Annotated in this window: 23 protein-coding genes; 12 read left to right on the plus strand and 11 right to left on the minus strand. The window is 68.4% G+C overall.

Annotated features, from left to right (window positions below):
* The 5 genes from VAPA_RS01650 (at window position 1) to VAPA_RS01670 (ending at window position 4,845) form a co-directional block, all read left to right on the plus strand.
* Window positions 1-1,002, plus strand: a complete 1,002-nt coding sequence (locus VAPA_RS01650) for a formamidase (RefSeq protein WP_021005027.1) — start codon at window positions 1-3, stop codon at window positions 1,000-1,002.
* Entirely contained in the window at window positions 999-1,700 is a 702-nt protein-coding gene (gene biuH, locus VAPA_RS01655) for a biuret amidohydrolase (protein WP_021005028.1), read from the plus strand. Before VAPA_RS01650 ends, biuH begins: the two co-directional genes overlap by 4 nt.
* 7 nt (window positions 1,701-1,707) lie before the next feature.
* On the plus strand, window positions 1,708-3,303 hold the full coding sequence (locus tag VAPA_RS01660; protein ID WP_021005029.1) for an ABC transporter ATP-binding protein: 1,596 nt from the start codon (window positions 1,708-1,710) through the stop codon (window positions 3,301-3,303).
* Window positions 3,304-3,412: 109 nt separating this feature from the next.
* Complete coding sequence (locus VAPA_RS01665) at window positions 3,413-4,084, plus strand: cysteine hydrolase family protein (RefSeq protein WP_021005030.1); 672 nt, start codon at window positions 3,413-3,415, stop codon at window positions 4,082-4,084.
* Window positions 4,081-4,845: a GntR family transcriptional regulator gene (locus VAPA_RS01670; RefSeq protein ID WP_021005031.1), complete on the plus strand. Its 765-nt coding sequence runs from the start codon at window positions 4,081-4,083 to the stop codon at window positions 4,843-4,845. The genes VAPA_RS01665 and VAPA_RS01670 overlap by 4 nt, the downstream gene beginning before the upstream one ends.
* An 8-nt stretch (window positions 4,846-4,853) precedes the next feature.
* Here VAPA_RS01670 and VAPA_RS01675 read toward each other — a convergent pair whose 3' ends face one another.
* Window positions 4,854-5,819, minus strand: a complete 966-nt coding sequence (locus VAPA_RS01675) for a tripartite tricarboxylate transporter substrate binding protein (protein ID WP_021005032.1) — start codon at window positions 5,817-5,819, stop codon at window positions 4,854-4,856.
* A 39-nt stretch (window positions 5,820-5,858) separates the two neighbouring features.
* Window positions 5,859-7,097 (minus strand): flavin-dependent oxidoreductase, encoded by a 1,239-nt coding sequence (locus tag VAPA_RS01680; protein ID WP_021005033.1) that lies wholly within the window; start codon window positions 7,095-7,097, stop codon window positions 5,859-5,861.
* A gap of 103 nt (window positions 7,098-7,200) precedes the next feature.
* Between VAPA_RS01680 and VAPA_RS01685 the strand changes: the two genes are divergently transcribed.
* Window positions 7,201-8,106 (plus strand): LysR family transcriptional regulator, encoded by a 906-nt coding sequence (locus VAPA_RS01685; RefSeq protein ID WP_021005034.1) that lies wholly within the window; start codon window positions 7,201-7,203, stop codon window positions 8,104-8,106.
* Between the two features lie 10 nt (window positions 8,107-8,116).
* On the opposite strand, the gene VAPA_RS01690 is transcribed toward VAPA_RS01685, so the two are convergent.
* Window positions 8,117-8,920, minus strand: coding sequence for an exodeoxyribonuclease III (locus VAPA_RS01690; RefSeq protein WP_021005035.1), 804 nt, complete (start codon window positions 8,918-8,920; stop codon window positions 8,117-8,119).
* A gap of 12 nt (window positions 8,921-8,932) precedes the next feature.
* Here VAPA_RS01690 and pyrE point away from each other — a divergent pair, with 12 nt between their 5' ends.
* Entirely contained in the window at window positions 8,933-9,616 is a 684-nt protein-coding gene (pyrE, locus tag VAPA_RS01695) for an orotate phosphoribosyltransferase (RefSeq protein WP_021005036.1), read from the plus strand.
* Window positions 9,617-9,626: 10 nt separating this feature from the next.
* Window positions 9,627-10,313 carry a DUF4124 domain-containing protein gene (locus VAPA_RS01700; RefSeq protein WP_021005037.1) on the plus strand — a complete coding sequence of 229 codons (687 nt, stop codon included), beginning with the start codon at window positions 9,627-9,629 and terminating at the stop codon, window positions 10,311-10,313.
* Window positions 10,314-10,316: 3 nt separating this feature from the next.
* Here the strand turns inward: VAPA_RS01700 and gatB are convergent, their stop codons facing one another.
* Genes gatB through gatC form a run of 3 tightly spaced genes read right to left on the minus strand, consistent with a single transcriptional unit; the run spans window position 10,317 to window position 13,595 of the window.
* Window positions 10,317-11,807, minus strand: coding sequence for an Asp-tRNA(Asn)/Glu-tRNA(Gln) amidotransferase subunit GatB (gene gatB / locus VAPA_RS01705; protein ID WP_041945977.1), 1,491 nt, complete (start codon window positions 11,805-11,807; stop codon window positions 10,317-10,319).
* 1 nt (window position 11,808) lies between these two features.
* Window positions 11,809-13,299, minus strand: coding sequence for an Asp-tRNA(Asn)/Glu-tRNA(Gln) amidotransferase subunit GatA (gene gatA / locus VAPA_RS01710; RefSeq protein WP_021005039.1), 1,491 nt, complete (start codon window positions 13,297-13,299; stop codon window positions 11,809-11,811).
* Window positions 13,296-13,595, minus strand: a complete 300-nt coding sequence (gene gatC / locus VAPA_RS01715; RefSeq protein ID WP_021005040.1) for an Asp-tRNA(Asn)/Glu-tRNA(Gln) amidotransferase subunit GatC — start codon at window positions 13,593-13,595, stop codon at window positions 13,296-13,298. Before gatC ends, gatA begins: the two co-directional genes overlap by 4 nt.
* A gap of 213 nt (window positions 13,596-13,808) precedes the next feature.
* Between gatC and VAPA_RS01720 the strand changes: the two genes are divergently transcribed.
* From VAPA_RS01720 to mrdA, 4 genes are all read left to right on the plus strand, one after another.
* Window positions 13,809-14,852: a rod shape-determining protein gene (locus VAPA_RS01720; protein ID WP_007833435.1), complete on the plus strand. Its 1,044-nt coding sequence runs from the start codon at window positions 13,809-13,811 to the stop codon at window positions 14,850-14,852.
* A gap of 85 nt (window positions 14,853-14,937) precedes the next feature.
* Window positions 14,938-15,906 carry a rod shape-determining protein MreC gene (gene mreC, locus VAPA_RS01725; protein ID WP_021005041.1) on the plus strand — a complete coding sequence of 323 codons (969 nt, stop codon included), beginning with the start codon at window positions 14,938-14,940 and terminating at the stop codon, window positions 15,904-15,906.
* Window positions 15,903-16,424: a rod shape-determining protein MreD gene (gene mreD / locus VAPA_RS01730; RefSeq protein ID WP_021005042.1), complete on the plus strand. Its 522-nt coding sequence runs from the start codon at window positions 15,903-15,905 to the stop codon at window positions 16,422-16,424. Before mreC ends, mreD begins: the two co-directional genes overlap by 4 nt.
* 56 nt (window positions 16,425-16,480) lie before the next feature.
* The gene (mrdA, locus tag VAPA_RS01735) at window positions 16,481-18,448 is read left to right on the plus strand and encodes a penicillin-binding protein 2 (protein ID WP_021005043.1); all 1,968 of its coding nucleotides are present in this window, start codon (window positions 16,481-16,483) and stop codon (window positions 18,446-18,448) included.
* A 10-nt stretch (window positions 18,449-18,458) separates the two neighbouring features.
* Here the strand turns inward: mrdA and fahA are convergent, their stop codons facing one another.
* From fahA to VAPA_RS01760, 5 genes are read right to left on the minus strand one after another with little or no spacing between them, the layout of a single operon-like run.
* Window positions 18,459-19,727 carry a fumarylacetoacetase gene (gene fahA / locus VAPA_RS01740; RefSeq protein ID WP_021005044.1) on the minus strand — a complete coding sequence of 423 codons (1,269 nt, stop codon included), beginning with the start codon at window positions 19,725-19,727 and terminating at the stop codon, window positions 18,459-18,461.
* Between the two features lie 28 nt (window positions 19,728-19,755).
* The gene (gene hmgA / locus VAPA_RS01745; RefSeq protein WP_021005045.1) at window positions 19,756-21,081 is read right to left on the minus strand and encodes a homogentisate 1,2-dioxygenase; all 1,326 of its coding nucleotides are present in this window, start codon (window positions 21,079-21,081) and stop codon (window positions 19,756-19,758) included.
* A 48-nt stretch (window positions 21,082-21,129) separates the two neighbouring features.
* The gene (locus VAPA_RS01750; RefSeq protein WP_021005046.1) at window positions 21,130-21,327 is read right to left on the minus strand and encodes a DUF2783 domain-containing protein; all 198 of its coding nucleotides are present in this window, start codon (window positions 21,325-21,327) and stop codon (window positions 21,130-21,132) included.
* Window positions 21,328-21,335: 8 nt separating this feature from the next.
* Window positions 21,336-23,057: an FAD-dependent oxidoreductase gene (locus tag VAPA_RS01755; RefSeq protein ID WP_021005047.1), complete on the minus strand. Its 1,722-nt coding sequence runs from the start codon at window positions 23,055-23,057 to the stop codon at window positions 21,336-21,338.
* Between the two features lie 23 nt (window positions 23,058-23,080).
* Window positions 23,081-24,040: an MBL fold metallo-hydrolase gene (locus VAPA_RS01760; RefSeq protein ID WP_021005048.1), complete on the minus strand. Its 960-nt coding sequence runs from the start codon at window positions 24,038-24,040 to the stop codon at window positions 23,081-23,083.
* Window positions 24,041-24,053: the final 13 nt, after the last annotated feature.

Consider the following 24,053-nt stretch of genomic DNA (forward strand, 5'->3'; position numbering starts at 1 on the left):
ATGAGCGGTCTCGGAGGCCTCAACAAATCGGCCCACGGCGTCGTCGTCGGCCTGGTGCAACTGCAGCTGCCGAGCGTGAAGACGCCGGCCGACCTGGCCGCGCAGACGCAGCGCATCTGCGAGATGGTGGGCAAGGCGCGCCGCAACCAGTCGACCATGGATCTCGTGGTGTTTCCCGAGTACGCGCTGCACGGCCTCTCGATGGACATGAACCCCGAGATCATGTGCACGCTCGACGGGCCCGAGGTGGCCGCCTTCAAGAACGCCTGCATCGCGCACCGCATCTGGGGCTGCTTCTCGATCATGGAAGCCAACCCCGGCGGCAATCCGTACAACAGCGGGCTCATCATCGACGATCAGGGCGCCATCAGGCTCTACTACCGCAAGCTGCATCCGTGGGTGCCGGTCGAGCCATGGGAGCCCGGCAACCTCGGCATCCCGGTGTGCGACGGGCCGAACGGCAGCAGGCTCTCGCTCATCATCTGCCACGATGGCATGTTTCCCGAGATGGCGCGCGAGGCCGCATACAAGGGCGCCGACATCATCCTGCGCACGGCCGGCTACACGGCGCCGATCCGCCATGCATGGAAGATCACCAACCAGGCCAACGCCTTCTGCAACCTGGCCTACACCGCGAGCGTCTGCCTCAGCGGCAGCGACGGCAGCTTCGACTCGATGGGCGAGGGCATGTTCTGCAATTTCGACGGCACGGTGCTGGCCGAGGGCGGTGGCCGCGCCGACGAGATCATCACCGCCGAGCTGCGGCCCGACCTCGTGCGCGAGGCGCGCACCGGCTGGGGCGTGGAGAACAACATCTACCAGCTCTACCACCGCGGCTACGTGGCGGTGAAGGGCGGCGCCCAGGACTGCCCCTACACCTACATGCACGACATGGCCGCCGGCACCTACAGCCTGCCCTGGAGCGCCGAGGTGAAGGTGACCGACGGCACCTCTTGCGGCTTTGCAGCGCCGGAGCGCACCTACGAAGGAACCACACAATGAACACGACACCTCCCCGTCACGTGGCCGCCGAGCCCTATGCCTGGCCCTACAACGGCGACCTGCGGCCCGGCAACACCGCGCTCATCGTGATCGACATGCAGACCGACTTCTGCGGCAAGGGCGGCTACGTCGACGTGATGGGCTACGACCTCTCGCTGGTGCAGGCGCCGATCCAGCCGATCGCGCGCACGCTCGCGGCGCTGCGGCCGCTGGGCTTTCACGTCATCCACACGCGCGAAGGCCACCGGCCCGATCTTGCGGACCTGCCTGCCAACAAGCGCTGGCGCTCGCGCCAGATCGGCGCCCATGGCGTGGGCATCGGCGACGACGGGCCGTGCGGGCGCATCCTGGTGCGTGGCGAGCCGGGCTGGGAGATCATTCCCGAACTCGCGCCGCTGCCGGGCGAGGTGGTGATCGACAAGCCCGGCAAGGGCTCGTTCTATGCCACCGACCTGGAGCTGATCCTGCGCACGCGCGGCATCGAGAACCTGATCCTCGCGGGCATCACCACCGACGTGTGCGTGCACACCACGATGCGCGACGCCAACGACCGCGGCTTCGAATGCCTGCTGCTGTCGGACTGCACGGCCGCCACCGACCACGGCAACCATCTGGCGGCGCTGAAGATGATCACGATGCAGGGCGGCGTGTTCGGCGCGCACGCCACATCGCAGGCGCTGCTGTCTGCGCTGGACTGACGAACGCATGGCCGCCACGCCCCATGCCATCGGCGCGCTGCCTGCGGGCAGCGGCGCGCTCGCGCTCGACACCTACGAGCTGACCAAGCGCTTCGGCGCCTTCACCGCGATGGACCGCGTGACGATGCGCGTCGAGCCCGGCACGGTGCATGCGCTGCTGGGCGAGAACGGCGCGGGCAAGAGCACGCTGGTGAAATGCGTGGCCGGTTTCCAGCGTGCGGAAGAGGGCAGCATCCTGATCGACGGGCGCGAGCAGGACATTGCCAACCCGATCGTGGCGCGCGCGCTCGGCATCGGCATGGTCTACCAGCACTTCACGCTGGCGCCGGGCATGACGGTGGCCGAGAACCTGCTGCTCGCGGGCGGCAAGACGCCGGCGCTGATCGACTGGAAGGCGAAGCGCGCGGAGCTCAAGGATTTTCTTGCGACCACGCCCTTCAGCCTCGACCTCGACGTGCGGCCCTCGGAGCTTGCGGCGGGCGAGAAACAGAAGCTCGAACTGCTCAAGCAGCTGTACCTGAAGCCGCGCCTGCTGATCCTCGACGAACCGACTTCGGTGCTCACGCCGCAGGAGGCCGACGAGGTGCTGGGCCACGTGCGCGAATTCGCGAAGAGCGGCCTGTGCACCGTGCTCATCATCACGCACAAGTTCCGCGAGGTGATGGCCTATGCCGACAGCGTGACGGTGCTGCGCCGCGGCAAGGCGGTGCACCACTGCCGCGTCGCGGACACGAGTCCGGCGCAGCTGGCGCAGGCCATGATGGGCGGCGAGGGCGCTTCAGCGTCTGCGCCGGCTTCATCGCCCGTCGCCAGAGCACCGGTGCCCGATGCGGCACCCGTCGCGTTGCGGGTCGAGGGCCTCGAGGCCCAGGGGGACCGCGGCACGCTCGCGCTGCACGACCTGAGCCTGTCGGTGCGGGCCGGCGAGATCCTGGGCGTGGCGGGCGTCTCGGGCAACGGGCAGCGCGAGCTGGTCGAGGCGCTGGTCGGTCAGCGCGCGCGGCTGGCCGGCAAGGTGAGCGTCATGGGCCGGCCCTACAGCGCGCGCCGCGGCGAGAACCGCAGCCTCAAGGTCCGCAGCCTGCCCGAGGAGCCGCTGCGCAACGCCTGCGTGGGCGACCTCAGCGTGTCGGAGAACATGGCGCTGCGCGATTTCGACCGGCCGCCGCTGTCGCGCGGCGGTGTGCTGAACTTTCCGTTCTGGCGCAACCGGGCGCGCGAATGGATTGCCGAATACGGCGTGAAGACGCAGGGCGAGGGCGCGCCGATCCGCAGCCTGTCCGGCGGCAACGTGCAGCGCGCGGTGCTGGCGCGCGAACTCGCCGGCGACATCAATGTGCTGATCGCGGCCAACCCCGTGTTCGGCCTCGACTTTGCGGCCGTTGCCGAGATCCACGAGCGCATCGTGCAGGTGCGGGAGAAGGGCGGGGCGGTGCTGCTGATCAGCGAGGATCTCGACGAGCTTCTCGAGCTGGCCGACCGCATCGTCGTGATGAGCGAAGGGCGGATCGTGTTCGAGACGCCGGCTGCGGGGGCGGAAAGGCATGTGATCGGGGCGCACATGGGTGGGGGGCACCATGAGCCGTTGAAGGCTGCGGCATGAGTGCCCTGACGGCTGATGCTGGGCCGCCCGGTGCGCGGTGCGGCGCGGTCGCCCCCACTGTGCCGGCCGCTCCGCGGCTCCCCTGCACTGGAAAACAGCGAGAGCAACCATGCGCATAGAAACTGCCAACCCATTTCCCTATGACTTCGAACTGAAGAACACAGCGCTGGTCCTCATCGACATGCAGCGCGACTTCATCGAGCCTGGCGGCTTCGGTGAAACCCTGGGCAACGACGTGTCGCTGCTCGAAGCCATCGTGCCTGCCACCCAGGCCGCCCTGGAGGCGTGGCGAAAGGCCGGCGGCCTCGTGGTCCACACGCGCGAGGCGCACAAGGCCGACCTCTCCGATTGCCCGCCGGCCAAGCGCAACCGCGGCAGCCCGAGCCTGCGCATCGGCGACGAAGGACCGATGGGCCGCATCCTCGTCGCCGGCGAACCCGGCAACCAGATCATCGATGCGCTGGCGCCCGTCGACGGCGAGATCGTCATCGACAAGCCTGGCAAGGGCGCGTTCTACGCCACCGGGCTGCATGAACTGCTGCAACGGCGCGGCATCACGCACCTGCTGTTCGGCGGCGTCACCACCGAGGTCTGCGTGCAGACCAGCATGCGCGAGGCCAACGACCGGGGCTACGACAGCCTGCTGCTCGAAGACTGCACCGAAAGCTACTTTCCGGCCTTCAAGGCGGCCACGCTCGACATGGTCCGGGCCCAGGGCGCGATCGTCGGCTGGACCGCGCCGAGCACCGCGCTGATGGCGGCGCTTCGGCAGGGGCAATGACAGCGACTACCATTCCCCACGTGTCCACCGTCCGACCCCGCCCCGCTTCTCCCGTGCCCGCTTCCGACAAGGCCGTTTTCCGCACGCGCGCCGACGAGGTCTACGCCCAGCTCAAGCGCGACGTGGCCGATTTCATCCTCGTGCCCGGCGACCGCTTCACCGAGAACGAGATCAGCGACCGGCTCGGCGTCTCGCGCACGCCCGTGCGGCAGGCGCTGTTCCGTCTTCAGCAGGAAGGGTTCGTCGAGGTGCTGTTTCGCAGCGGCTGGCGCGTGCTGCCCTTCGACTTCGACCAGTTCGAGCAGCTCTACGACCTGCGCATGGTGCTCGAGACCACCGCCGTGCACCGCCTCTGCGAAGCCGACCGCCGCGTCGACCGCAGCCTGCTCGACACGCTGGCCGACATCTGGCTCGTGCCCGCGACCCAGCGCAGCAGCGACACTGCGCAGGTGGCGCAGTGGGACGAAGCCTTTCATTGTTCGCTGGTGGCCGCCGCCGGCAACGCCGAGATGGCGCGCGTGCACGGCGACGTGACCGAGCGCATCCGCATCATCCGCCGGCTCGACTTCACCCAGCAGCCGCGCATCGACGCCACCTACGAGGAGCACGGCAAGATCCTCAAGGCCGTGCGCGCCAACCGCGGCGACCAGGCCGCGATGCTGCTGCGCGCGCACATCGAGACCAGCCAGGCGGAGGTGCGCAAGATCACGCTGCACCAGGTGCACCTGGCCCGGCATGCGGGGAAGGCCGCGCCGCGCTGAACGCGGACTCAGTCGGCGGTGATGTTGCCGCGCTTGACCACGCTCGCCCAGCGGTCCGCATCCTTCTTCACCAGCGCGCCGAACTCCGCCGGCGTCGAACTCGCCGGCACCATGCCCTGCGACTCGAACGACTTTGCCACCTCGGGCTGCTTCAGCACCGCCGCGATCTCCTTGTTGAGCCGCGCCACCACGTCTGGCGGCGTCCCCTTGGGTGCGAGCACGCCGTACCACATGTCCACGTTGTCGGCGGTCACGCCGGCCTCGGCCAGCGTCGGCACCTCGGGCAGCTGTGGCAGGCGCTTGCTGCTGCCCGTGGCAATGGCCTTGAGCTTGCCGGCCTGGATGTGCTGCAACGCCACGTGCACCGGCAGGAACATGTAGTCGATGCGCCCGCCCAGCAGGTCGGTCACCGCGCCGGCCGTGCCCTTGTAGGGCACATGCATCAGCTCCGTGCCGGTGCCCTGCATCAACAGTGCCATCGACAGGTGATGCGGCGTGCCCACGCCGGGCGTGGCATAGGTCAGCTTGCCCGGCTCCGCCTTGGCCGCGCTCACCATCTGCGCCACCGAAGCCACCTTCTGCACGTTCGGGTTGGTCACCAGCAGCAGCGTGCCCCACGAGGTGAGCGACACGGGCGCGAAGTCGGCCACGGGGTCGTAGCCGAGCGACTTGTAGAGGCTGCGGTTCATCACCAGCGTGTTGACCTGCACCAGCAGCGTATAGCCGTCGGGCTTGGCGCGCGCGGCCTTTTCGCTGCCGATGTTGCCGCTGGCGCCGGCAATGTTCTCCACCACCACCGGCTGGCCCAGCAGCGCGGGCAGGCGCGCGGACAGCTGGCGCGCCACCAGGTCGATGCCGGTGCCGGGCGTGTAGGGCACCACCAGGGTGATGGGCTGGTCGGGCCAGGCGTGGGCTGCGGTGGCCAGGCCGAGCGTGGCGAGCAGGGCGGCGAAGGTTTTGGTCAGTGAACGCATGGTTCGTGTCTCCGTAGTTCTTATGAAGGCTGCGCGGGTTCAGAGGAAGGAAGGCCGTGCCTTCAGCGCGACCGGGTCGTAGCCGGCCACGCGCTTGTAGTTGTCCGAGATGGCCTGCAGCTCGGCGGTGGGCACCACGTCCTCGATCCTGTCGAAGCGCTTGCCGCCCGAACGCTCGAACACCTCGCGCAGGATGGCGTCGGGCGGGTTGCTGCGGTTGGTCAGCACCACGTCGGTGGTGGCCTTCACGCGCACGCGGTCGTAGTCTTCGAGCGCGGCAGGGCCCACGCCCATGTCCTTGAGCGCGCCGGCCAGGAAGCGCGCATCGATGATCGCCTGCCCCGCGCCGTTGGAGCCGCGCGGCACCATCGGGTGCGCGGCGTCGCCCAGCAGCGTGAGGCGGCCGTGCGTCCAGCGCGGCAGCGGGTCCTGGTCGACCATCGGGTACTCGAGGATGGTGTCCGACGCGCGAATCAGCGCCGGCACGTCGAGCCAGTCGAAGTGCCAGTCGGCGAAGGCCGGCAAGAAGTCTTCGAGCCGGCCCGCGCGGCTCCAGTCGCGCAGCGCGGGCTGCGGGGCGTGGATCTCGGCGACCCAGTTCACGAGCTGGTTGCCCTCGGCGTCGATGTCGTTGCGGATCGGGTAGATCACCATCTTGCCGACCGCGAGCCAGCCCGCGCGCACCATGCTGCCGCCCGAGAGAAAGGGCTTCCAGCGCGTGGTGCCGCGCCACATGTTCACGCCCGAGTAGCGCGGCGCGCCTTCGTCGGGATAGAACTGCTTGCGCAGCGCCGAGTGGATGCCGTCGCAGCCGACCGCGACCGCGCCGCGCACCGAAGGCGCGTCGGCAAAGTGCACGGTCACGCCTTCGGCGTCCTGCGTGGCGCCGGTGCAGCGGCGGTTGCACACCACGCTGTCGGGGCCCAGGCGCTTGAGCGTCTCCTCGTACAGCACCGTCTGCAGGTCGCCGCGGTGGATGGAGAACTGCGGCCAGTCGTAACCCGCGTGCTGGCCGGCCGCCTCGCGGAAGATCAGCTGGCCGTGCTCGGTGAAGAACACCGCCTCCTGCGTGCGCACGCCGACCTTGTCGAGCGCGGGCAGCAGGCCCAGTTCGGTGAGCTCGCGCACCGCGTGCGGCAGCAGGTTGATGCCCACGCCCAGCGGCTTCAGTTCGGGCACGGCCTCGTACACGCGGCAGGGGATGCCGGCCTGGTGCAGGCTCAGCGCCAGGGTCAGGCCGCCGATGCCGGCGCCCAGGATGATGACTTCGTTGCTCATGGTGATTCGCGCAATGCGCTCGGTGCTTGTCTCGGCCCGCATTAGGAACGCAGACCAACCATTTGGGAAATTTAGATGTGATATGGATTTATCATGAATTCTTATGAACCTCTCGACCCGCCAGATGCGCGCCTTTTTGCACGTGGCGCGCATCGGCAACTTCACGCGCGCGGCCGAGCAGGCGCACATCACGCAGGCGGGCCTGAGCATCCTCGTGCGCGAGATGGAAAAACAGCTGGGCTGCCGCCTGTTCGACCGCACCACGCGCGTGGTGAGCCTCACGCCCGAAGGCCGGCGGCTGCTGCCGGTGGTGGAGCGGCTGGTGACCGACCTGGACGACGTGGCCGCCGAGCTGGGCGCGGCGGGCGATGCGTCGCGCCGCACGCTGCGCATCGCGGCCACGCCGCTGGTGTCGTCGCACCTGCTGCCGCAGGTGTTCACCACCTTCCGCGCCGCGCACCCGCAGGTGAGCCTGCGCCTGTTCGACGCCGACCTGCGCGACGTGGAGGCGATGGTGACGGCCGGCGATGCCGACATGGGGCTGGGCTTCTTCTTCAAGGCCGCCGTGGGGCTGGAGCGCACGCCGGTCGGGCGCTTTCAGCTGATGCGCGTGGCGCCGTGCGAGGACGGCGAGGCACCGCCGCCCATCGGCACCGCGCCATGGTCGGCACTGCGCGCCGCCGAACTCGTCGGCCTGCCGCCGGGCAACCCGATCCAGAAGGTGATCGACCAGCACCTGGCCGCCATCGGCCGCGCCGATGCGCAGCGGCCGGCCTTCAACTTCTTCGGCACGCTGATCTCGATGATCGAGGCTGGCTTCGGCACCGCGGTGATGCCGACCTTCGCGCTCGCAGCCTGCCGCCGGCACCGCGTGCGCACCGACGTGCTGGTCAAGCCGAAGGTGGGGCTGGACTTCTACCGCATCGCCAAGCGCGGCGCGCACGAGACCGAAGCGATACAGGCCTTCGTCGCGACCCTGGAGAAGGCACTGCCCGCGCTGTCACGCTGACAGAGGGCAGTCAGAGCGTGAAGTCGTAGTCCACCGTGATCGGCGCGTGGTCCGAGAACTTCACGGTCTTGTAGATCTGTTCGCTGCGCGCCAGGGCGCCCAGGGCCGGCGTGGCCAGGTGGTAGTCGAGCCGCCATCCCACGTTGTTCGCATAGGCCTGGCCGCGGTTGCTCCACCAGGTGTAGGCCTCGGCCGTGGTGTCGGGCTTGAGCATGCGGTAGACGTCCACCAGGCCCGCGCCGTCGGTGCCGGCGTCGAGCAGCCGGGTCATCCAGGCGCGCTCCTCGGGCAGGAAGCCGCTGTTCTTCTGGTTGCCGCGCCAGTTCTTGAGGTCGATTTCCTTGTGGGCGATGTTGATGTCGCCGCAAAGGATGAATTCGCGCTCCTTCCTGAGCGCGGTGAGGTGCGGGAAGAATCCCTTCAGGAAGCGGAACTTGGCTTCCTGGCGCTCCTCGCCCGAACTGCCGCTCGGAAAGTAGCAGCTGATGATCGAGAGCTTGCGTTTGGGCGTGTCGAAGCGCAGCTCGAGATACCGGCCCTCGGCGTCGAATTCGGCGTCGCCCCAGCCCACGACGACGGCGCTTGGCGCGTGCTTGGTGTAGATCGCGGTGCCGGCATAGCCTTTTTTCTCGGCGAAATGGAAATGGCCCTTGAGGCCGGCCATTTCCTCGAACCGGCCCTCGATGTCGCTCGCCTGCACCCGGATCTCCTGCATGCAAATACAATCCGGCGCAAGTTCGGCCACCCAGTCCGCCACCCCTTTCGTGGCGGCCGAACGCAGGCCATTGAGATTGAGGCTGGTCAGTTTGAACACAAGGAAATTCCGATGGCTGTAGATGGTGTGGAAAGCAGTGCGGTGGCGCAGGATTTCGTCCAGTTCGCACTCGACGCGGGGGTGCTGCGCTTCGGCGAGTTCAAGACCAAGGCTGGCCGCCTGAGCCCCTACTTCTTCAATTCGGGCCTCTTCGACGACGGCGCCAAGATCGCGCGGCTCGCCGGATTCTATGCAGACCGGCTGATCGAGAGCGGCGTCGGGTTCGACATGATCTTCGGCCCCGCCTACAAGGGCATTCCGCTGGGCGCCACGGTGGCGGCCGAACTGGCCCGGCGCGGGCGCAACTATCCCTTTGCCTACAACCGCAAGGAAGCCAAGGCGCACGGCGAAGGCGGCAACCTGGTGGGCGCACCGCTGAAGGGCCGCGTGCTGATCGTCGACGACGTGATGTCGGCCGGCACCGCGGTGCGCGAATCCATTGCCGCCATCGAAGCAGCGGGCGCCACGCCGCATGCCGTGGCCATTGCGCTCGACCGGCAGGAAAAAGCCACCGAAAACGGCGTCGACGTGGCCCACAGCGCGGTGCAGTACGTGCGCAACCAGCTGGGTCTCCAGGTGGTGGCCATTGCCACGCTCGACGACCTCCTGAACTACCTGTCGGGCCATGCCGCCGCTGACCTGGGTGCGCATCGCGAGCGAGTGCTCGCCTACCGAGCGCGCTACGGCGCCAGCTGAGATCAACATCATGCCCATGTGCAAGCTCGACCTGGCGGCCCGGCCGTTCGCAGCCCCATGGGTGCTGCTGCTGCCGATGGTGCTGTGGGCCGGTGCCGTCTCGGCGCAACCCGCACCGGCGCCGGCCGCCGGCATTTATTCATGCACCGATGCGCGCGGCCGCACGCTCACGGCCGACCGCCCGATTGCCGAATGCATCGACCGCGAGCAGCGCGAACTGAACCCGAGCGGCACCACGCGCCGCCGGATCGAACCGACGTACACGGCCCGCGAACAGGCCGAGCGCGAAGACCGTGCCCGCGAGGCCGCATTGCAGGCCGCGCGCCTGACCGACGAGCGCCGCCGCGAGCGCGCATTGCTGGTGCGTTATCCCAATGCCGAGGTGCATGACCGTGAGCGCGCCGAGGCGCTGGTGCAGATCGACGCGGTGATCCAGGCCGCGAAAAAGCGCCTGGCCGAACTTGCCGAAGACCGCCACAAGATCGACGAGGAGCTCGAGTTCTACAAGCACGACGTGAGCAAGGCGCCCGGCGCCGTGCGCCGCAAGCTCGAGGACAACGCGCAGAGCGTGGCGGTGCAGAACCGCTTCATCGGCGAGCAGGAAGACGAGAAGAAGCGCGTCAACGCGCGCTTCGACGAGGAGCGCACGCGCTTGAAGCAGCTCTGGTCCCCCCGCAACGGCGGGGTCAACCGCTGAAGGTCAGCCCAGTTTTGCCTTGAGCAGTTCGGTCACCTGCGCGGGGTTCGCCTTGCCGCCGCTGGCCTTCATCACCTGGCCCACGAGGCCGTTGAGGGCCTTTTCCTTGCCGCCGCGGTATTCCTCGACGTTCTTCGCGTTCTTCGCGATCACTTCGTCCAGGATCTTGTCGAGCGCGCCGGTGTCGCTCATGGGCTTCAGGTCCTTGGCTTCGATGATCGCGTCGACATCGCTGCCTTCCCCGGTCCAGAGCGCGTCGAACACCTGGCGCGCGGCGTTGTTGGGCAGCGTGCCGTCGGCAATGCGCCCGACCAGCTGCGCCAGCTGCTGCGCCGTCACCGGCGCGGCCTCGATGCCGATCTCCTGCGCGTTCAGGCGGCGCGCCATTTCGCCGGTGATCCAGTTGCTGGCGAGCTTGGGCGTTGCGCCGGCCTTCACCGCGTCGTCGAAATAGCGTGCGAGCGCGGGGCTCTGCGTGAGCTGTGCCGCGTCGTATTCCGACATGCCGTGGTCGCGCACGTAGCGCTCGGCCATGGCGCGCGGCAGCTCGGGCATGGTGGCGCGCACGCGCTCGATCCATTCGGGTTCGATGGCGAGCGGCGGCAGGTCGGGGTCGGGGAAGTAGCGGTAGTCGGCTGCGTCTTCCTTGGTGCGCATGGTGCGCGTCTCGCCGGTATCGGGGTCGAACAGCACGGTGGCCTGCTCGATCTTGCGGCCGTCTTCCAGCTCGTTGATCTGCGAGTTGATCTCGTAGTCGATGGCTTGCTGCATGAACTTGAAGCTGTTCAGGTTCTTGATCTCGCGCCGCGTGCCGAGCTTTTCGCCGGGCTTGCGCACCGAGACGTTGGCGTCGCAGCGAAAGCTCCCTTCCTGCATGTTGCCGTCGCAGATGCCGATCCAGGTGACGATCTTGTGCAGCTCGCGCGCATAGGCCACGGCCTCGGCGGTGGAGCGCATGTCGGGCTCGGTCACGATCTCCAGGAGCGGCGTGCCGGCGCGGTTCAGGTCGATGCCGCTCTGGCCGATGAAGTTCTCGTGCAGCGACTTGCCCGCGTCTTCCTCGAGGTGGGCGCGCACCAGGCGCACGGTCTTCTTTTCTTCGCCCAGGAAGAACGAGACGGAGCCGCCCTGCACGACCGGGATCTCGTACTGGCTGATCTGGTAGCCCTTGGGCAGGTCGGGATAGAAGTAGTTCTTGCGCGCGAACACGCTGCGCGGCGCAATGTGCGAGCCGAGCGCGAGGCCCAGCTTGATGGCACGCTCGACGGCGCCCTTGTTCATCACCGGCAGCGTGCCGGGCAGCGCCAGGTCGACCGCGCAGGCCTGCGTGTTGGGCTCGGCGCCGAAGGCGGTGGAGGCGCGGCTGAAGATCTTGCTCGCGGTCGAGAGTTGCGCGTGCGTCTCGAAGCCGATGATGACTTCATAGCCGCGCACCAGCGGGCCGGTCGGGCGGCCTTCTTGCTGTGCTTCGAAAGTGTTCACGGGTTCGCTCATTTCAGAATCCCTCCGGCGTGCGCATGTGCCAGTCGGTGGCTTGCTGGAAGCGGTGGGCTGCGTTCAGCAGCTTCGCTTCGCTGAAGTAGTTGCCGATCAGCTGCAAACCGACGGGCATGCCGGTTTCATCGAAGCCCGCGGGCGCGCTCATGCCCGGCAGCCCGGCCAGCGAGGCCGGCAGCGTGAAGATGTCGGCCAGGTAGTCGGCCACCGGGTCGCCGCCGTGCTCGCCGATCTTCCAGGCGGTGGTCGGCGCGGCCGGGCCGGCGATCACGTCGCACTGCCTGAAGGCCTGCTGGAAGTCGTCGGCGATCATGCGGCGCACCTTCTGCGCCTGCAGGTAGTAGGCGTCGTAGTAGCCGTGCGAGAGCACGTAGGTGCCGATCATGATGCGGCGCTTCACCTCGTCGCCGAAGCCTTCGGCGCGCGTGCGCTCGTACATGTCGGCCAGGTCCTTGTACTGCTTGGCGCGGTGGCCGAACTTCACGCCGTCGAAGCGGCTCAGGTTGCTTGAGGCTTCGGCCGCGGCCAGGATGTAGTACACGGGAATCGAGAGTTCGGTGAGCGGCAGCGTGACTTCGACCCGCCTGGCGCCGAGCTTCTCGTACTGCGACAGCGCGGCATCGATGGCCGCGCGCACGCCTGGCGCCACGCCTTCGCCGAAGAACTCCTTCGGCACGCCGATGCGCAGGCCTTCGAGCGAGTCGTCGAGCGAGCGGCCGAAGTCTTCGGCGGGCTTGTCGAGCGAGGTCGAATCGCGGTCCAGGTCGGGGCCGCAGAAGGCCGACAGCAGCAGCGCGCAGTCTTCGGCCGAGCGGGCCATCGGGCCGGCCTGGTCGAGGCTCGATGCGAAGGCCACCATGCCGTAGCGCGAGGCGCGGCCGTAGGTCGGCTTGATGCCGGTCACGCCGCAGAAGGAGGCCGGCTGGCGGATCGAGCCGCCGGTGTCGGTGCCGGTGGCCGCGGGGGCCAGGCGTGCCGCCACGGCCGCCGCGCTGGCGCCCGAGGAGCCGCCCGGAATACGCTCGCGGTTCCACGGGTTCTGCACCGGCACGGCCTTGTCGTGGCCCACGGCGGGCACGGCGACGTTCTCGTTGGCCGAGCCCATCGCGAATTCGTCGCAGCTCAGCTTGCCCAGCGTGACCGCGCCGGCCTCGGCCAGGCGGCGCACCACGGTGGCGTCGAAGGGCGAGCGGTAGCCCGCGAGCATCTTGGAGCCGGCGGTGGTGGCGAAATCGGTGGTGACGAAGATGTCCTTGTGCGCAATCGGCACGCCGGCCAAGGCGGGCGCGTTGCCCTTGGCGATGAGCGCGTCGGCCGCGCGGGCCTGGGCCAGCGTGACTTTCTCGTTCACGTCGACGAAGGTGCCGAGCGATTCGTGGGCCTTCATGCGGCCAAGGAAGACCTGCGAGGCCTCGACGGCCGAAACCTTGCGCTCGGCCAATGCCTTGGCGAGCGCGGCCACGCCCATTTGATGCAATTCGCCGCTCATTCGATCACCTTCGGCACGAGGAACAGGCCGGCTTCGACGGCCGGGGCGCTCTTCTGGTTGGCTTCGCGGTTGTCGGGTTCGCTCACCAGGTCGTCGCGCAGGCGCAGCGTGATGTCCTCGACGGCCGCGACCGGATGGGCCAGCGGCTCCACCCCCGCGGTGTCGACCGAACGCATGCGTTCGACCAGGTCAAAAAAGCCGTTGATCTGGCTGAGCATGCGCTCGCTTTCGTCGGAAGCAAGCTGCAGCCGTGCCAGGGAGGCAATGCGTGCAATATCTGAGGCGGAAAGTGACATGGGTCGGACCGGTCGAAAAACCGGAAGTAATCGCACGCCGGAGAGGGTGCTAACACGGGATTCAGAGGGGATTCGGGTATTATCCCGCCTTTGCCGCAACCCCCGCGAACGCGCCGGCTTTTGCGCCAAAAACGATCAATTCACCCCGTCATACGACCCAAAAACAGAGCGACGACCTGCCGACGCGCAGGCGTGCTCCAGAGGATTCCGCACATGTTTGGAGCTTTCCGTCGGTACTTTTCCACCGACCTTGCGATCGACCTCGGCACCGCCAACACCCTGATATTCGCCCGCAACAAGGGCATCGTGCTGGACGAGCCCTCGGTCGTCGCCATCCGCCATGAAGGCGGCCCCCACGGCAAGAAGGTGATCCAGGCCGTCGGCCGGGAAGCCAAGGCCATGCTGGGCAAGGTGCCCGGGAACATCGAGGCCATCCGCCCGATGAAGGACGGCGTGATTGCCGACTTCGTGATCACCGAGCAGATGATCAAACAGTTCATCAAGATGGTGCACCCGCGCACGCTGCTCACGCCGAGCCCGCGCATCATCATCTGCGTGCCCTGCGGCTCGACCCAGGTCGAGCGCCGCGCCATCAAGGACGCGGCCGAGGCGGCTGGCGCCACCTCCGTCTACCTCATCGAGGAACCCATGGCCGCGGCCATCGGCGCCGGCCTGCCCGTCAGCGAGGCTTCGGGCTCGATGGTGGTCGACATCGGCGGCGGCACCACCGAAGTGGGCGTCATCAGCCTGGGCGGCATGGTCTACAAGGGCTCGGTGCGCGTGGGCGGCGACCGCTTCGACGAAGCCATCATCAACTACATCCGCCGCAACTACGGCATGCTGATCGGCGAGCCGACGGCCGAAGTCATCAAGAAGAACATCGGTTCGGCCTTCCCGGGCTCCGAGGTCAAGGAGATGGAGGTCAAGGGCCGCAACCTCTCCGAAGGCGTGCCGCGCAGCTTCACCATCAGCAGCAACGAAGTGCTGGAAGCCCTGACCGACCCGCTCAACAACATCGTCTCGGCCGTGAAGAACGCGCTGGAGCAGACGCCGCCCGAACTGGGCGCCGACATCGCCGAGCGCGGCATGATGCTGACCGGCGGCGGCGCGCTGCTGCGCGACCTGGACCGCCTGCTGGCCGAGGAAACCGGCCTGCCGGTGCTGGTGGCCGAAGACCCGCTGACCTGCGTGGTGCGCGGCTGCGGCATTGCCCTCGAGCGCATGGACCGTCTGGGCAGCATCTTCACGAGCGAGTAAAAGGCGAAAGCCATCATCGGCCGGCCTCTGCTCGCGCAGGCCGGCTTTTTTGCCATCTGACGTTGCACACAGCCAGGCCTGAACCATGCCCTTGGGCACGCTCGATCGCACAGCCCCGCCCCTGTTCAACCAGGGACAGTCGGCGCTCAGCAAGCTGATCTTCTTCGGCGCGCTCGCGCTGTTCCTGATGGTGGCCGACGCGCGCTTCCATCTCGTGCAGCCCCTGCGCGCGGCCGTCGGCGCGGTGCTCTACCCGGTGCAATGGCTGGCGCTCAAGCCGGTGCAGCTGGTGGTCGGCGGCAGCCGCTATTTCGAAGACCTGCAGGCGGCCCAGCGCAACGAGGACGAGGCGCGCAAGGCGCTCATGCTGCAGGCCGAGCGCGCGAGCCAGGCCGACACGCTCGCGCAGGACAACGCGCGGCTGCGCGCGCTGCTCGAGCTGCGCCAGACCACCCAGGCGCCGGGCCGCGCGGCCGAGGTGCTGTATGACGCGGCCGACCCGTACACGCGCAAGATCGTCATCGACCAGGGGCTCACGCAGGGCGTGGCCGCCGGGTCGCCCGTGATCGACGCGCACGGCGTGCTGGGACAGGTGACGCAGGTGCAGCCGTTCACGAGCGAAGTCACGCTGGTGATCGACCGCGATCTTTCCATTCCCGTGCAGAACACCCGTACCGGCGTGCGCAGCGTGGCCTTCGGCGATGCGTCGGCGCATGGCGGCGGACTCGAGCTGCGCTTCATGGCCGCCAATGCCGACCTGCAGGAGGGCGACCTGCTGTCCACCAGCGGCGTCGACGGCGTCTATCCGCCCGGCCTGCCGGTGGCGAAGATCGAGCGCATCGAGCGCCGCGCCGATTCGGCCTTTGCGCGCATCTACTGCGTGCCGCTGGCCCGCGTGACGGCTGCGCGCTACGTGCTGGTGCTCGCGCCCACCGGGGCTCCCTCGGCGCCGCCGCCCGCGCCGGCCGCCGCCGTGGTGCGCAAGAAGCCCGAGGCCAAGCCGGCCGGGAAGGCCGACAAGGCCGACAAAAAAGCCGCGGAGCGCGCCCGATGATCAAGCGTCCCGGACAACAGCAGCTCCTGCTGCCCGTGAGCCCGCTGTTCATGTGGGCGAGCCTGGTGGTGGCGCTGCTCATCAACATGATCCCGATCGGCCGCGCCGCATGGATGCCCGACCTGCTCGCGCTGGCCATCGTGTTCTGGGGCGTGCACCAGCCGATGCGCGTGGGCATCGGCGCGGCCTTCGTCTTCGGGCTGTGCATGGACGTGCACCAGGCGTCCATGCTGGGCCAGCATGCGCTGTCCTACACCACGCTGGGCTTCTTCGCGATCACCATCCACCGGCGCCTGCTGTGGTACCCGGTGGCCTCGCAGGCGCTGCAGGTGCTGCCGCTGTTCGCGTTGTCGCAGCTCATCGAGGTCATCACGCGGATGATCGGCGGCGGCGTGTTCCCGGGCTGGAGCGTGCTGATCTCGCCGGCCGTCGAGGCGGCGCTGTGGCCGCTGGCAACTGCCTTGCTGCTGGCCCCCCAGCTTCGCACGCCGGACCCCGACGAGAACCGGCCGCTATGAGTTCGCCCGCATTTGCCATGGCCACGGCCCGCGCCTAAGCTCGCACTTTCGCCGCCATGACCGAAATCCGCAACGTCGCCGCCGATCTCGCGCGCTTCAAGCGCCGCGTGGTCGTGATCGGCCTCGTGGTGCTCTTCGCGTTCAGCCTGCTCGGCGCCCGCCTGTTCTACCTGCAGGTGGTGCGGCATGAAGACCTGGCGGAACAGGCCGAGAGCAACCGCACGGCCATCGTGCCCGTGGTGCCCAACCGCGGCCTGATCCTCGACCGCAACGGCATCGTGCTGGCCTCGAACTATTCGGCCTACACGCTGGAGATCACGCCTTCGAAGGTGGGCGACGTCGAGGAGACCATCGAGAGCCTCACCCAGGTGCTCGAGGTTTCGCCGCGCGACCGCCGCCGCTTCAAGCGCCTGCGGGAGGATTCGCGCAGCTTCGATTCCATTCCCATCCGCACCCGCCTGAGCGACGAGGAGGTCGCGCGCTTCGCCGCGCAGCGCTACCGCTTCCCGGGCGTGGAGATCAAGGCCCGGCTGTTCCGCAATTACCCGCACGCCGAGCTGGCCTCGCACGTGCTCGGCTACATCGGCCGCATCAACCAGCGCGAGAAGACCGCGATGGAAGACTGGGCCGAGGAAGACCAGGCCAACTACAAGGGCACCGACTACATCGGCAAGCTGGGCATCGAGCAGAGCTACGAGAAGACGCTGCATGGCCAGACCGGCGTCGAGCAGATGGAAACCTCGGCCGGCGGCCGCGCGGTGCGCCGGCTCGCCAGCCACCCGGCCACGCCCGGCAACACCGTGATGCTGTCGCTCGACATCAAGCTGCAGAAGCTGGTGGAAGACATGTTCGGCGACCGCCGCGGCGCGCTGGTGGCCATCGACCCCAGGACCGGCGAAGTGCTGGCCTTCGTGAGCAAGCCCACCTTCGACCCCAACCTGTTCGTCGAAGGCATCGACACCGAGAGCTGGCAGGCGCTGACCGAATCGCTCGACAAGCCGCTCTTGAACCGCGCGCTGCGCGGCACCTATCCGCCCGGCTCCACCTACAAGCCTTTCATGGCGCTGGCGGCGCTGCAGACCGGCAAGCGCGGCCCGAACGTGGTGGTGAACGACCCCGGCTACTTCAACTTCGGCGGCCACCGTTTCGGCAGCCCCGAGGGCAACATCGGGGGCGTCGACATGCGCCGCTCGATCCAGCTGTCGAGCAACATCTACTACTACTCGCTGGCCAACGAAATGGGCGTGGACCTGATCCACGACTTCATGAAGCCGATGGGCTTCGGGCAGATCACCGGCATCGACCTGGGCGGCGAGGTGCGCGGCGTGCTGCCGAGCACCGAATGGAAGCGCAACGCCTACAAGCGGCCCGAGCAGAAGAAGTGGTATGCGGGCGAAACCATTTCGCTCGGCATCGGGCAGGGCTACAACGCTTTCACGATGCTGCAGCTCGCGCAGGCCACGGCCATCGTGGCCGACGGCGGCCTGAAACACAAGCCGCACCTCGTGCTGGCCACGCGCAACACGGTGAGCGGGCAGGTGGTGCCGCTGCCCCAGCCGCCGGCCGAGAACCTGGGCTACACCGCGGCCAACGTCGCGGTGGTTCGCGAGGGCCTGACCAGCGTGGTCACCAGCGGCACCGCGCGCGGCGTGTTCGCCGGCGCGGGCTACCAGGCGGCGGGCAAGACCGGCACCGCCCAGGCCGTGACGCAGGCGCAGAACACCAAGTACAACGCCAAGGCGCTCGAGGAGCACCAGCGCGACCACGCCCTGTTCATGGCTTTCGCTCCGGCCACCGATCCGAAGATCGCGCTGGCGGTGGTCGTCGAGAACGCCGGCTGGGGTGCGGGCGCCGCAGCGCCCATTGCACGCCGCGTGTTCGACTACTGGCTGATGGACCAGTATCCGAGCGAAGCCGACATGGCCGCCATCAGGGTCGGAAAGGCCACCGCGCCGATCGGCAAGCCGCGCGTTGCCAGCGAAGTGGCGTGGCCGGCTGCGGCCTCCGCCGCGCCCGCGCCCTGAGCCTCCTGCCTCAGGCCACCGTACCGCTGACTTCGCCCAGGCCGATGCGCACTGCGCCCGCGCGCTCGCAGTGGCCGCGGATGACCAGCGTATCGCCGTCTTCGAGGAAGGTGCGCTTCTCTCCGTTGGGCAGCGTGATCGGCTGCTTGCCGCCCTGCGTGAGTTCGATCAGCGAGCCGGCCTCGTCGGGCTTGGGGCCCGAGAGCGTGCCCGAGCCCAGCAGGTCGCCGGGCTGCAGGTTGCAGCCGTTCACCGTGTGGTGCGCGACCAGCTGCGCGGCGGTCCAGTAGGCGGCCTCGGTGGTGTTGCCGCGCGTGAGGCGCGCGGGCGCCACGCCTTCGGCGCGCATCTTCGCGGTCTGCAGCAGCACTTCGAGCGTGATGTCGAGCGCGCCGCTTTCGCGGTTCGAGGGCGCGTCGAGATACGCGAGCGGCTGCGGATCTCCCTCGGGCCGCTCGAACCTGGCGCGGAACGGCGCCAGCGCCTCCATCGTCACGATCCACGGCGACAGCGTGCTCGCGAAATTCTTCGAAAGGAAGGGGCCCAGCGGCTGGTACTCCCAGGCCTGGATGTCGCGCGCCGACCAGTCGTTGAGCAGCGCCACGCCGAACAGGTGGTCTTCGGCCTCGCCGAGGGCAATCGGCTCGCCGAGCGCATTGCCGCGGCCGACGAAGAAGCCCAGCTCCAGTTCGTAGTCGAGCCGCTTCGAGGGACCGAAGCTGGGCTCGGCCGCATCCGGCGCCTTGGTCTGCCCCTGCGGCCGCCTGAAGGCCTGCCCGCTCACGCCGATCGACGAGGCGCGGCCGTGGTAGCCGATCGGCACCCATTTGTAGTTGGGCATCAGCGGCTGGTCGGGGCGGAACAGCTTGCCGATGGTGGTGGCGTGATGGATGCCGGTGTAGAAGTCGGTGTAGTCGCCGATGCGGCAGGGCACGGTCATTTCGGCCCTGGCCTGCGGCAGCAGGGCCTTGGACCATGCGGCCTGCTGGCCGCTGCCTTCGGCGAGGCCGGCGGAGATGGCGGCACGCAGGGCCTGGCGTTCCTTCATGCTCGCGCTCATCAGCGCGTTCATGTCGTCGGTGTCGACCAGGCCGGCAGCCTTCAGGTCGAGCACCTGGTCGCCGATGGCCACGCCGATGCGGAAAGCCTCGCTGCTGCCTGCCGCGCGGAAGCGCCCGAAGGGCAGGTTCTGGATCGGGAAGTCGCAGCCGGCTTCGTTGGCGGAGGCGACCCAGCTGCGCAGCTTCGGGTCATGGGTGGCGTTCAGTGCGGTGGTCATGGGTGTCTTTCTGTATTTGAATCGGCCGTCATGCCTTGAACTGATCGTTGAGACCCGCCCAGCAATCGGCGTAGTCGGTGTCGAGCGCGGGGCTCTGCAGCGCGAAGTTCGTCGGGATGAAGCGGTAGCGGCTCTCGAACATGAAGGCGAGCGTGTTGTCCAGCTTGTGCGGCTTGAGGTCGGCATGCGTGGCCTTGTCGAAGGCTTCCTCGTCGGGGCCGTGCGGCACCATGCAGTTGTGCAGGCTCGCGCCGCCGGGCTTGAAGCCGCCCGGCTTGGCGTCGTATTCGCCGAGCACCAGGCCCATGAATTCGCTCATGAGGTTGCGGTGGAACCATGGCGGACGGAAGGTGTTTTCCATCACCATCCAGCGCGGCGGGAAGATCACGAAGTCGCAGTTCGCGGTGCCGGGCGTGTCGCTGGGCGAGGTCAGCACGGTGAAGATCGACGGATCGGGATGGTCGAAGCTGATGGAGCCGATCACCATGAAATTGGCCGTGTCGTACTTCACCGGCGCCAGGTTGCCGTGCCAGGCGACCACGTTGAAGGGCGACTGCTTCGTCGGCGCCTTCCAGAAGCGGCCGCCGAATTTCTTCACCAGTTCGTAGGCGCCGCCGTCTTCCTCGAAGGCCGCCACGGGGGCCTGGAAGTCGCGCGCGTTGGCCAGGCCGTTCGAGCCGATCGGGCCCAGTTCGGGCAGGCGGAATTGCGCGCCGTAATTCTCGCAGACGTAGCCGCGCGAGGGGCCCGCGCCAGCATCCGAATCCGGCAGTGCGACCTTGAACACCATGCCGCGAGGCAGCAGCGCGATTTCGCCCGGCTTCACGTCGAGCACGCCGAGTTCGGTCGTGATCACGAGGCGGCCCTGCTGCGGCACGATGAGCATCTCGCCGTCGGCGTTGACGAAGGCGCGGCGCTCCATCGAGCGGCCCGCGAGGTACATGAGCGAGCCGATGCCCACCTGCGATTCGGCATCGCCGTTGGCCGCGAGGGTATGCATGCCGTCGATGAAGTCCACTTCGGCCGCGCCGTCGAGCGGCAGCGGATGCCAGCGCAGCGGTTCGGGCGGCAGCGCGATCTCGCGGTCGGCGCCGGTGGTCCAGTGTGCTTGCGCGTACGGCTGGTAGCGGCCCGAGACCACCGACGGCTGCCGGCGATACAGCCAGGTGCGGCGGTTCTCGTGGCGCGGCGCGGTGAAAGCGGTGCCCGAGAGCAGCTCGGTGTACAGGTCGAAGGGGGCGCGCTGCGGGCTGTTGCGGCCCTGGGGCAGGGCGCCCGCAATCGCTTCGCAGGCGTATTCGTTGCCGAAACCGCTCTGGTAGCGCCGCTCGGCATTGTCGATGGGGTTTGCCATGGTGTTCTCTTTCGAAAATCGCGATGAATGAAGTTGGAATGCGTGCGTTCAGCTTGCGCGCGCGGCGTCAAAGGCCTCGCGCAGCACGGCCAGCGAGCCGATGTGGTTGGCCAGCACGAGCACGAGCCGTGCGTTGAAGGCGTGGCTCTCTTCGGTGGAAAGCCCCTGGTGCGCCTCGATCAGCGCCTCGTAGAAATCGTCGGGGGCCTCGAGGTTGGGTGCGGTGATCAGTTGTTGCTGCTGCATGGTAATGCTCATGTCTTTGCCAGTGCGTGGTCGATGGCCGTGCGGATGTCCGCGGCTGTGGGCTGCCGCCAGCGCGCACACACATGCTGGTCGGGCCGCAGCAGGTAGACGGTGCCGGGTTGCGCGTCGTAGCGCTGCGTGGCGAGCTCGCCTTCGGGCGTTGCGCCCTCCACGCGCACGACGTGCAGCGGAAAGTCGCAGGACTTCAGCGCCTGCAGGCTGCGCTCGGCCGCTTCGCCCCGGCCGAACAGCAGCGCCGTGAACTGCGCCACATGGCATTCGCGCAGCAGCCAGCCGATGCGGCCGTCGGCGCGCACGATGGGCGCATCGGCCGCCGCGGCGCCCGGCACCATCGCGCCTTCGAAGGTGTCGGCGTCGGGCGTGTTGAGCGGCGAATCGCGCAGCACCGCCGGCACCGAGAGCCGCCCGCTGTTGACCAGCGTGCGCGCGAAGGCGTGGCGTTTCGTCAGCTCGAGCACCGCGTCGCGGAACAGCCGGCTCACCTCGCTCTTGGGCGTGATGAAGTCGGTGGCGCGCGTGGAGTTGAGGATGTTCTCGTCGGCCGCGTGCTCGCGCTCGCTCGCGTAGGTGTCGAGCAGCGCGTCGGGCGCCTCGCCCTTGAGCACGGCCGCGAGCTTCCACGCGAGGTTGTCCGCATCCTGCACGCCCGAGTTGGCGCCGCGTGCGCCGAACGGCGACACGCCGTGCGCCGAGTCGCCCGCGAACAGCACGCGGCCATGGCGGAAGCGCTCCATGCGCTGGCAGGCGAAGGTGTAGACGCTGGCCCAGCCGATCTGGAACTGCACGCCCTCGAAGCCGATGCTGTCGAGCAGCGCGCGCACCCGCGGCGTGATGTTCTCGGGCTTGCGCTCTTCCACCGGGTCGGCGTCCCAGCCAAGCTGGAAGTCGACGCGCCACATGCCGTCGGCCTGCTTGTGCAGCAGCACGCTCTGGCCGGGGTGGAACGGCGGGTCGAACCAGAAGCGCCGCTCGTTGGCAAGAATGTGGCCCCCCACGCTCGGCACTTCGTGTCCTCGCTGCCCCCCCAAGGGGGGGGCGTCCGCCTTGGGGCGGCCCGGCGGCGGACCAGCATCCATCGTGATGTCGGCGATCAGGAAGCGGTCGCGGAACACGCGGCCCTTGGCTTCGAGGCCCATCAGTTGCCGCAGGTTGGAGCGCGAGCCGTCACAGGCGCCGACGTAATCGGCGGCCAGCCGGTAGTCGCCCTCGGGCGTCTCGACCGTGAGCACCGCGCCGTCATCGCGCTGCTCGATGCCCGTGACCTTGTTGTTCCAGCGCAGGTCGATCAGCGGCAGCGTTGCGGCACGCTCGACGAGATAGCCCTCGACGTAGTACTGCTGCAGGTTGATGAAGGCCGGGCGCTCGTGGCCGGGCTCGGGCAGCAGGTCGAAGCGGTAGACCTGCTCGTCGTGGAAGAACACCTTGCCCACGTGCCACGACACGCCCTTGTCGACCATGCGGTCGCCGCAGCCGAGGCGGTCGAACACCTCGAGCGTGCGCTTGGCAAAGCAGATCGCGCGCGAGCCGCTGGAGAGGGTGTTGTCGTTGTCGAGCAGCACCACCGGAATTTCGCGCAGCGCAAGGTCGATGGCGAGCGTGAGGCCGACCGGGCCGGCGCCGACGATCACGACCGGGTGATGGGCGGGAGTCGCTGCGTCCTGGTCAGCGTGGCGCTCGTAGTCGAAGCGCAGGCTTTGATAGTCGATCACGTTTGTCTCCGTGTCTCAAGACCTCAACCTTCCAGCGCCTTCCACATCTCGACGTCCCGCTCGGCCGTCCACACGCGCGGGTCGGCATGGCCCGAGGCCTCGTCGTACGCGCGGCTCACGTCGAACGGCATGCAGTGGTCGAAGATCACCCACTGGCTGTACTTGGGCTTGAGCTTGGCGTAGGTGTCCTTGTAGACCGTGTTCAGGTCGCGCCCGGCCTTCACGCCTTCCTGCACGCTGGCGTACACGTCGGAGATGAAGTTGCGCGTGCCCGCCAGGCCCTTGGCCACTTCGGCGGGCGTGGTGAGCGCGGCGCCGCGGCCAGGCACCAGCGCGGCGGGCTTGAGCGCGGCGATGTTGTCCAGCGTCTGCGGCCAATCCTGGAAGTAGGCGTCGCCGGCGTAGGGGGTGGCGCCGAACTCGACCAGGTCGCCCGACAGCAGCGTGCGCTCCTCTGGCAACCAGACGACCGTGTCGCCCTTGGTGTGGCCGCGGCCCAGCTGGATCAGCTGCACCTCGAGCTTGCCGAGCCACAGCGTCATCTTGCCGGTGAAGGTCAGGGTGGGCCAGGTCAGGCCCGGGGGCACCGTCTCGACGTTCTGGAACAGGCGCGGGAAGCGGCCGATCTCGCTGGCCTTGTCCTGTTCGCCACGCTCCACGATCAGGTCGCGCGTGTCCTGGCTGGCCAGGATGTGCTCGGCACCGTAGCCGGCCGCGCCCAGCACGCGCACCGCGTGGTAATGCGTGAGCACCACGTACTTGATCGGCTTGTCGGTCACTTCGCGGATGCGGCGCACCACGTCGGCCGCCATGGCGGGCGTGGCCTGGGTGTCGGCCACCAGCACGCAGTCGTCGCCGATCACGATGCCGGTGTTGGGGTCGCCCTCGGCGGTGTAGGCCCAGGCGTGCTCCGAGATCTGGCTGAAGGTGATCTTCTTCTCTTCCATGTCCGCCTGGCTGGCGAACTTCTTGGCTTGGCTCATCGTGTGTCTCCGT

The sequence above is a fragment of the Variovorax paradoxus B4 genome, assembly GCF_000463015.1.
In the GTDB taxonomy this organism is placed as follows: Bacteria; Pseudomonadota; Gammaproteobacteria; order Burkholderiales; family Burkholderiaceae_C; genus Variovorax; species Variovorax paradoxus_E.

Excerpts from the sequence above, each read along its gene's own strand:
- VAPA_RS01685 (WP_021005034.1), top strand. The coding sequence starts at position 7,201 with ATGAACCTCTCGACCCGCCAGATGCGCGCCTTTTTGCACGTGGCGCGC.
- VAPA_RS01665 (WP_021005030.1), top strand. The coding sequence starts at position 3,413 with ATGCGCATAGAAACTGCCAACCCATTTCCCTATGACTTCGAACTGAAG.
- VAPA_RS01750 (WP_021005046.1), bottom strand. The coding sequence starts at position 21,327 with ATGCAGCAGCAACAACTGATCACCGCACCCAACCTCGAGGCCCCCGAC.
- VAPA_RS01675 (WP_021005032.1), bottom strand. The coding sequence starts at position 5,819 with ATGCGTTCACTGACCAAAACCTTCGCCGCCCTGCTCGCCACGCTCGGC.
- pyrE (WP_021005036.1), top strand. The coding sequence starts at position 8,933 with ATGGCTGTAGATGGTGTGGAAAGCAGTGCGGTGGCGCAGGATTTCGTC.
- VAPA_RS01680 (WP_021005033.1), bottom strand. The coding sequence starts at position 7,097 with ATGAGCAACGAAGTCATCATCCTGGGCGCCGGCATCGGCGGCCTGACC.
- mreD (WP_021005042.1), top strand. The coding sequence starts at position 15,903 with ATGATCAAGCGTCCCGGACAACAGCAGCTCCTGCTGCCCGTGAGCCCG.
- biuH (WP_021005028.1), top strand. The coding sequence starts at position 999 with ATGAACACGACACCTCCCCGTCACGTGGCCGCCGAGCCCTATGCCTGG.
- VAPA_RS01760 (WP_021005048.1), bottom strand. The coding sequence starts at position 24,040 with ATGAGCCAAGCCAAGAAGTTCGCCAGCCAGGCGGACATGGAAGAGAAG.
- gatC (WP_021005040.1), bottom strand. The coding sequence starts at position 13,595 with ATGTCACTTTCCGCCTCAGATATTGCACGCATTGCCTCCCTGGCACGG.
- fahA (WP_021005044.1), bottom strand. The coding sequence starts at position 19,727 with ATGACCACCGCACTGAACGCCACCCATGACCCGAAGCTGCGCAGCTGG.
- VAPA_RS01720 (WP_007833435.1), top strand. The coding sequence starts at position 13,809 with ATGTTTGGAGCTTTCCGTCGGTACTTTTCCACCGACCTTGCGATCGAC.
- VAPA_RS01670 (WP_021005031.1), top strand. The coding sequence starts at position 4,081 with ATGACAGCGACTACCATTCCCCACGTGTCCACCGTCCGACCCCGCCCC.
- hmgA (WP_021005045.1), bottom strand. The coding sequence starts at position 21,081 with ATGGCAAACCCCATCGACAATGCCGAGCGGCGCTACCAGAGCGGTTTC.
- mreC (WP_021005041.1), top strand. The coding sequence starts at position 14,938 with ATGCCCTTGGGCACGCTCGATCGCACAGCCCCGCCCCTGTTCAACCAG.
- VAPA_RS01650 (WP_021005027.1), top strand. The coding sequence starts at position 1 with ATGAGCGGTCTCGGAGGCCTCAACAAATCGGCCCACGGCGTCGTCGTC.
- gatA (WP_021005039.1), bottom strand. The coding sequence starts at position 13,299 with ATGAGCGGCGAATTGCATCAAATGGGCGTGGCCGCGCTCGCCAAGGCA.
- VAPA_RS01660 (WP_021005029.1), top strand. The coding sequence starts at position 1,708 with ATGGCCGCCACGCCCCATGCCATCGGCGCGCTGCCTGCGGGCAGCGGC.
- gatB (WP_041945977.1), bottom strand. The coding sequence starts at position 11,807 with ATGAGCGAACCCGTGAACACTTTCGAAGCACAGCAAGAAGGCCGCCCG.
- mrdA (WP_021005043.1), top strand. The coding sequence starts at position 16,481 with ATGACCGAAATCCGCAACGTCGCCGCCGATCTCGCGCGCTTCAAGCGC.
- VAPA_RS01700 (WP_021005037.1), top strand. The coding sequence starts at position 9,627 with ATGCCCATGTGCAAGCTCGACCTGGCGGCCCGGCCGTTCGCAGCCCCA.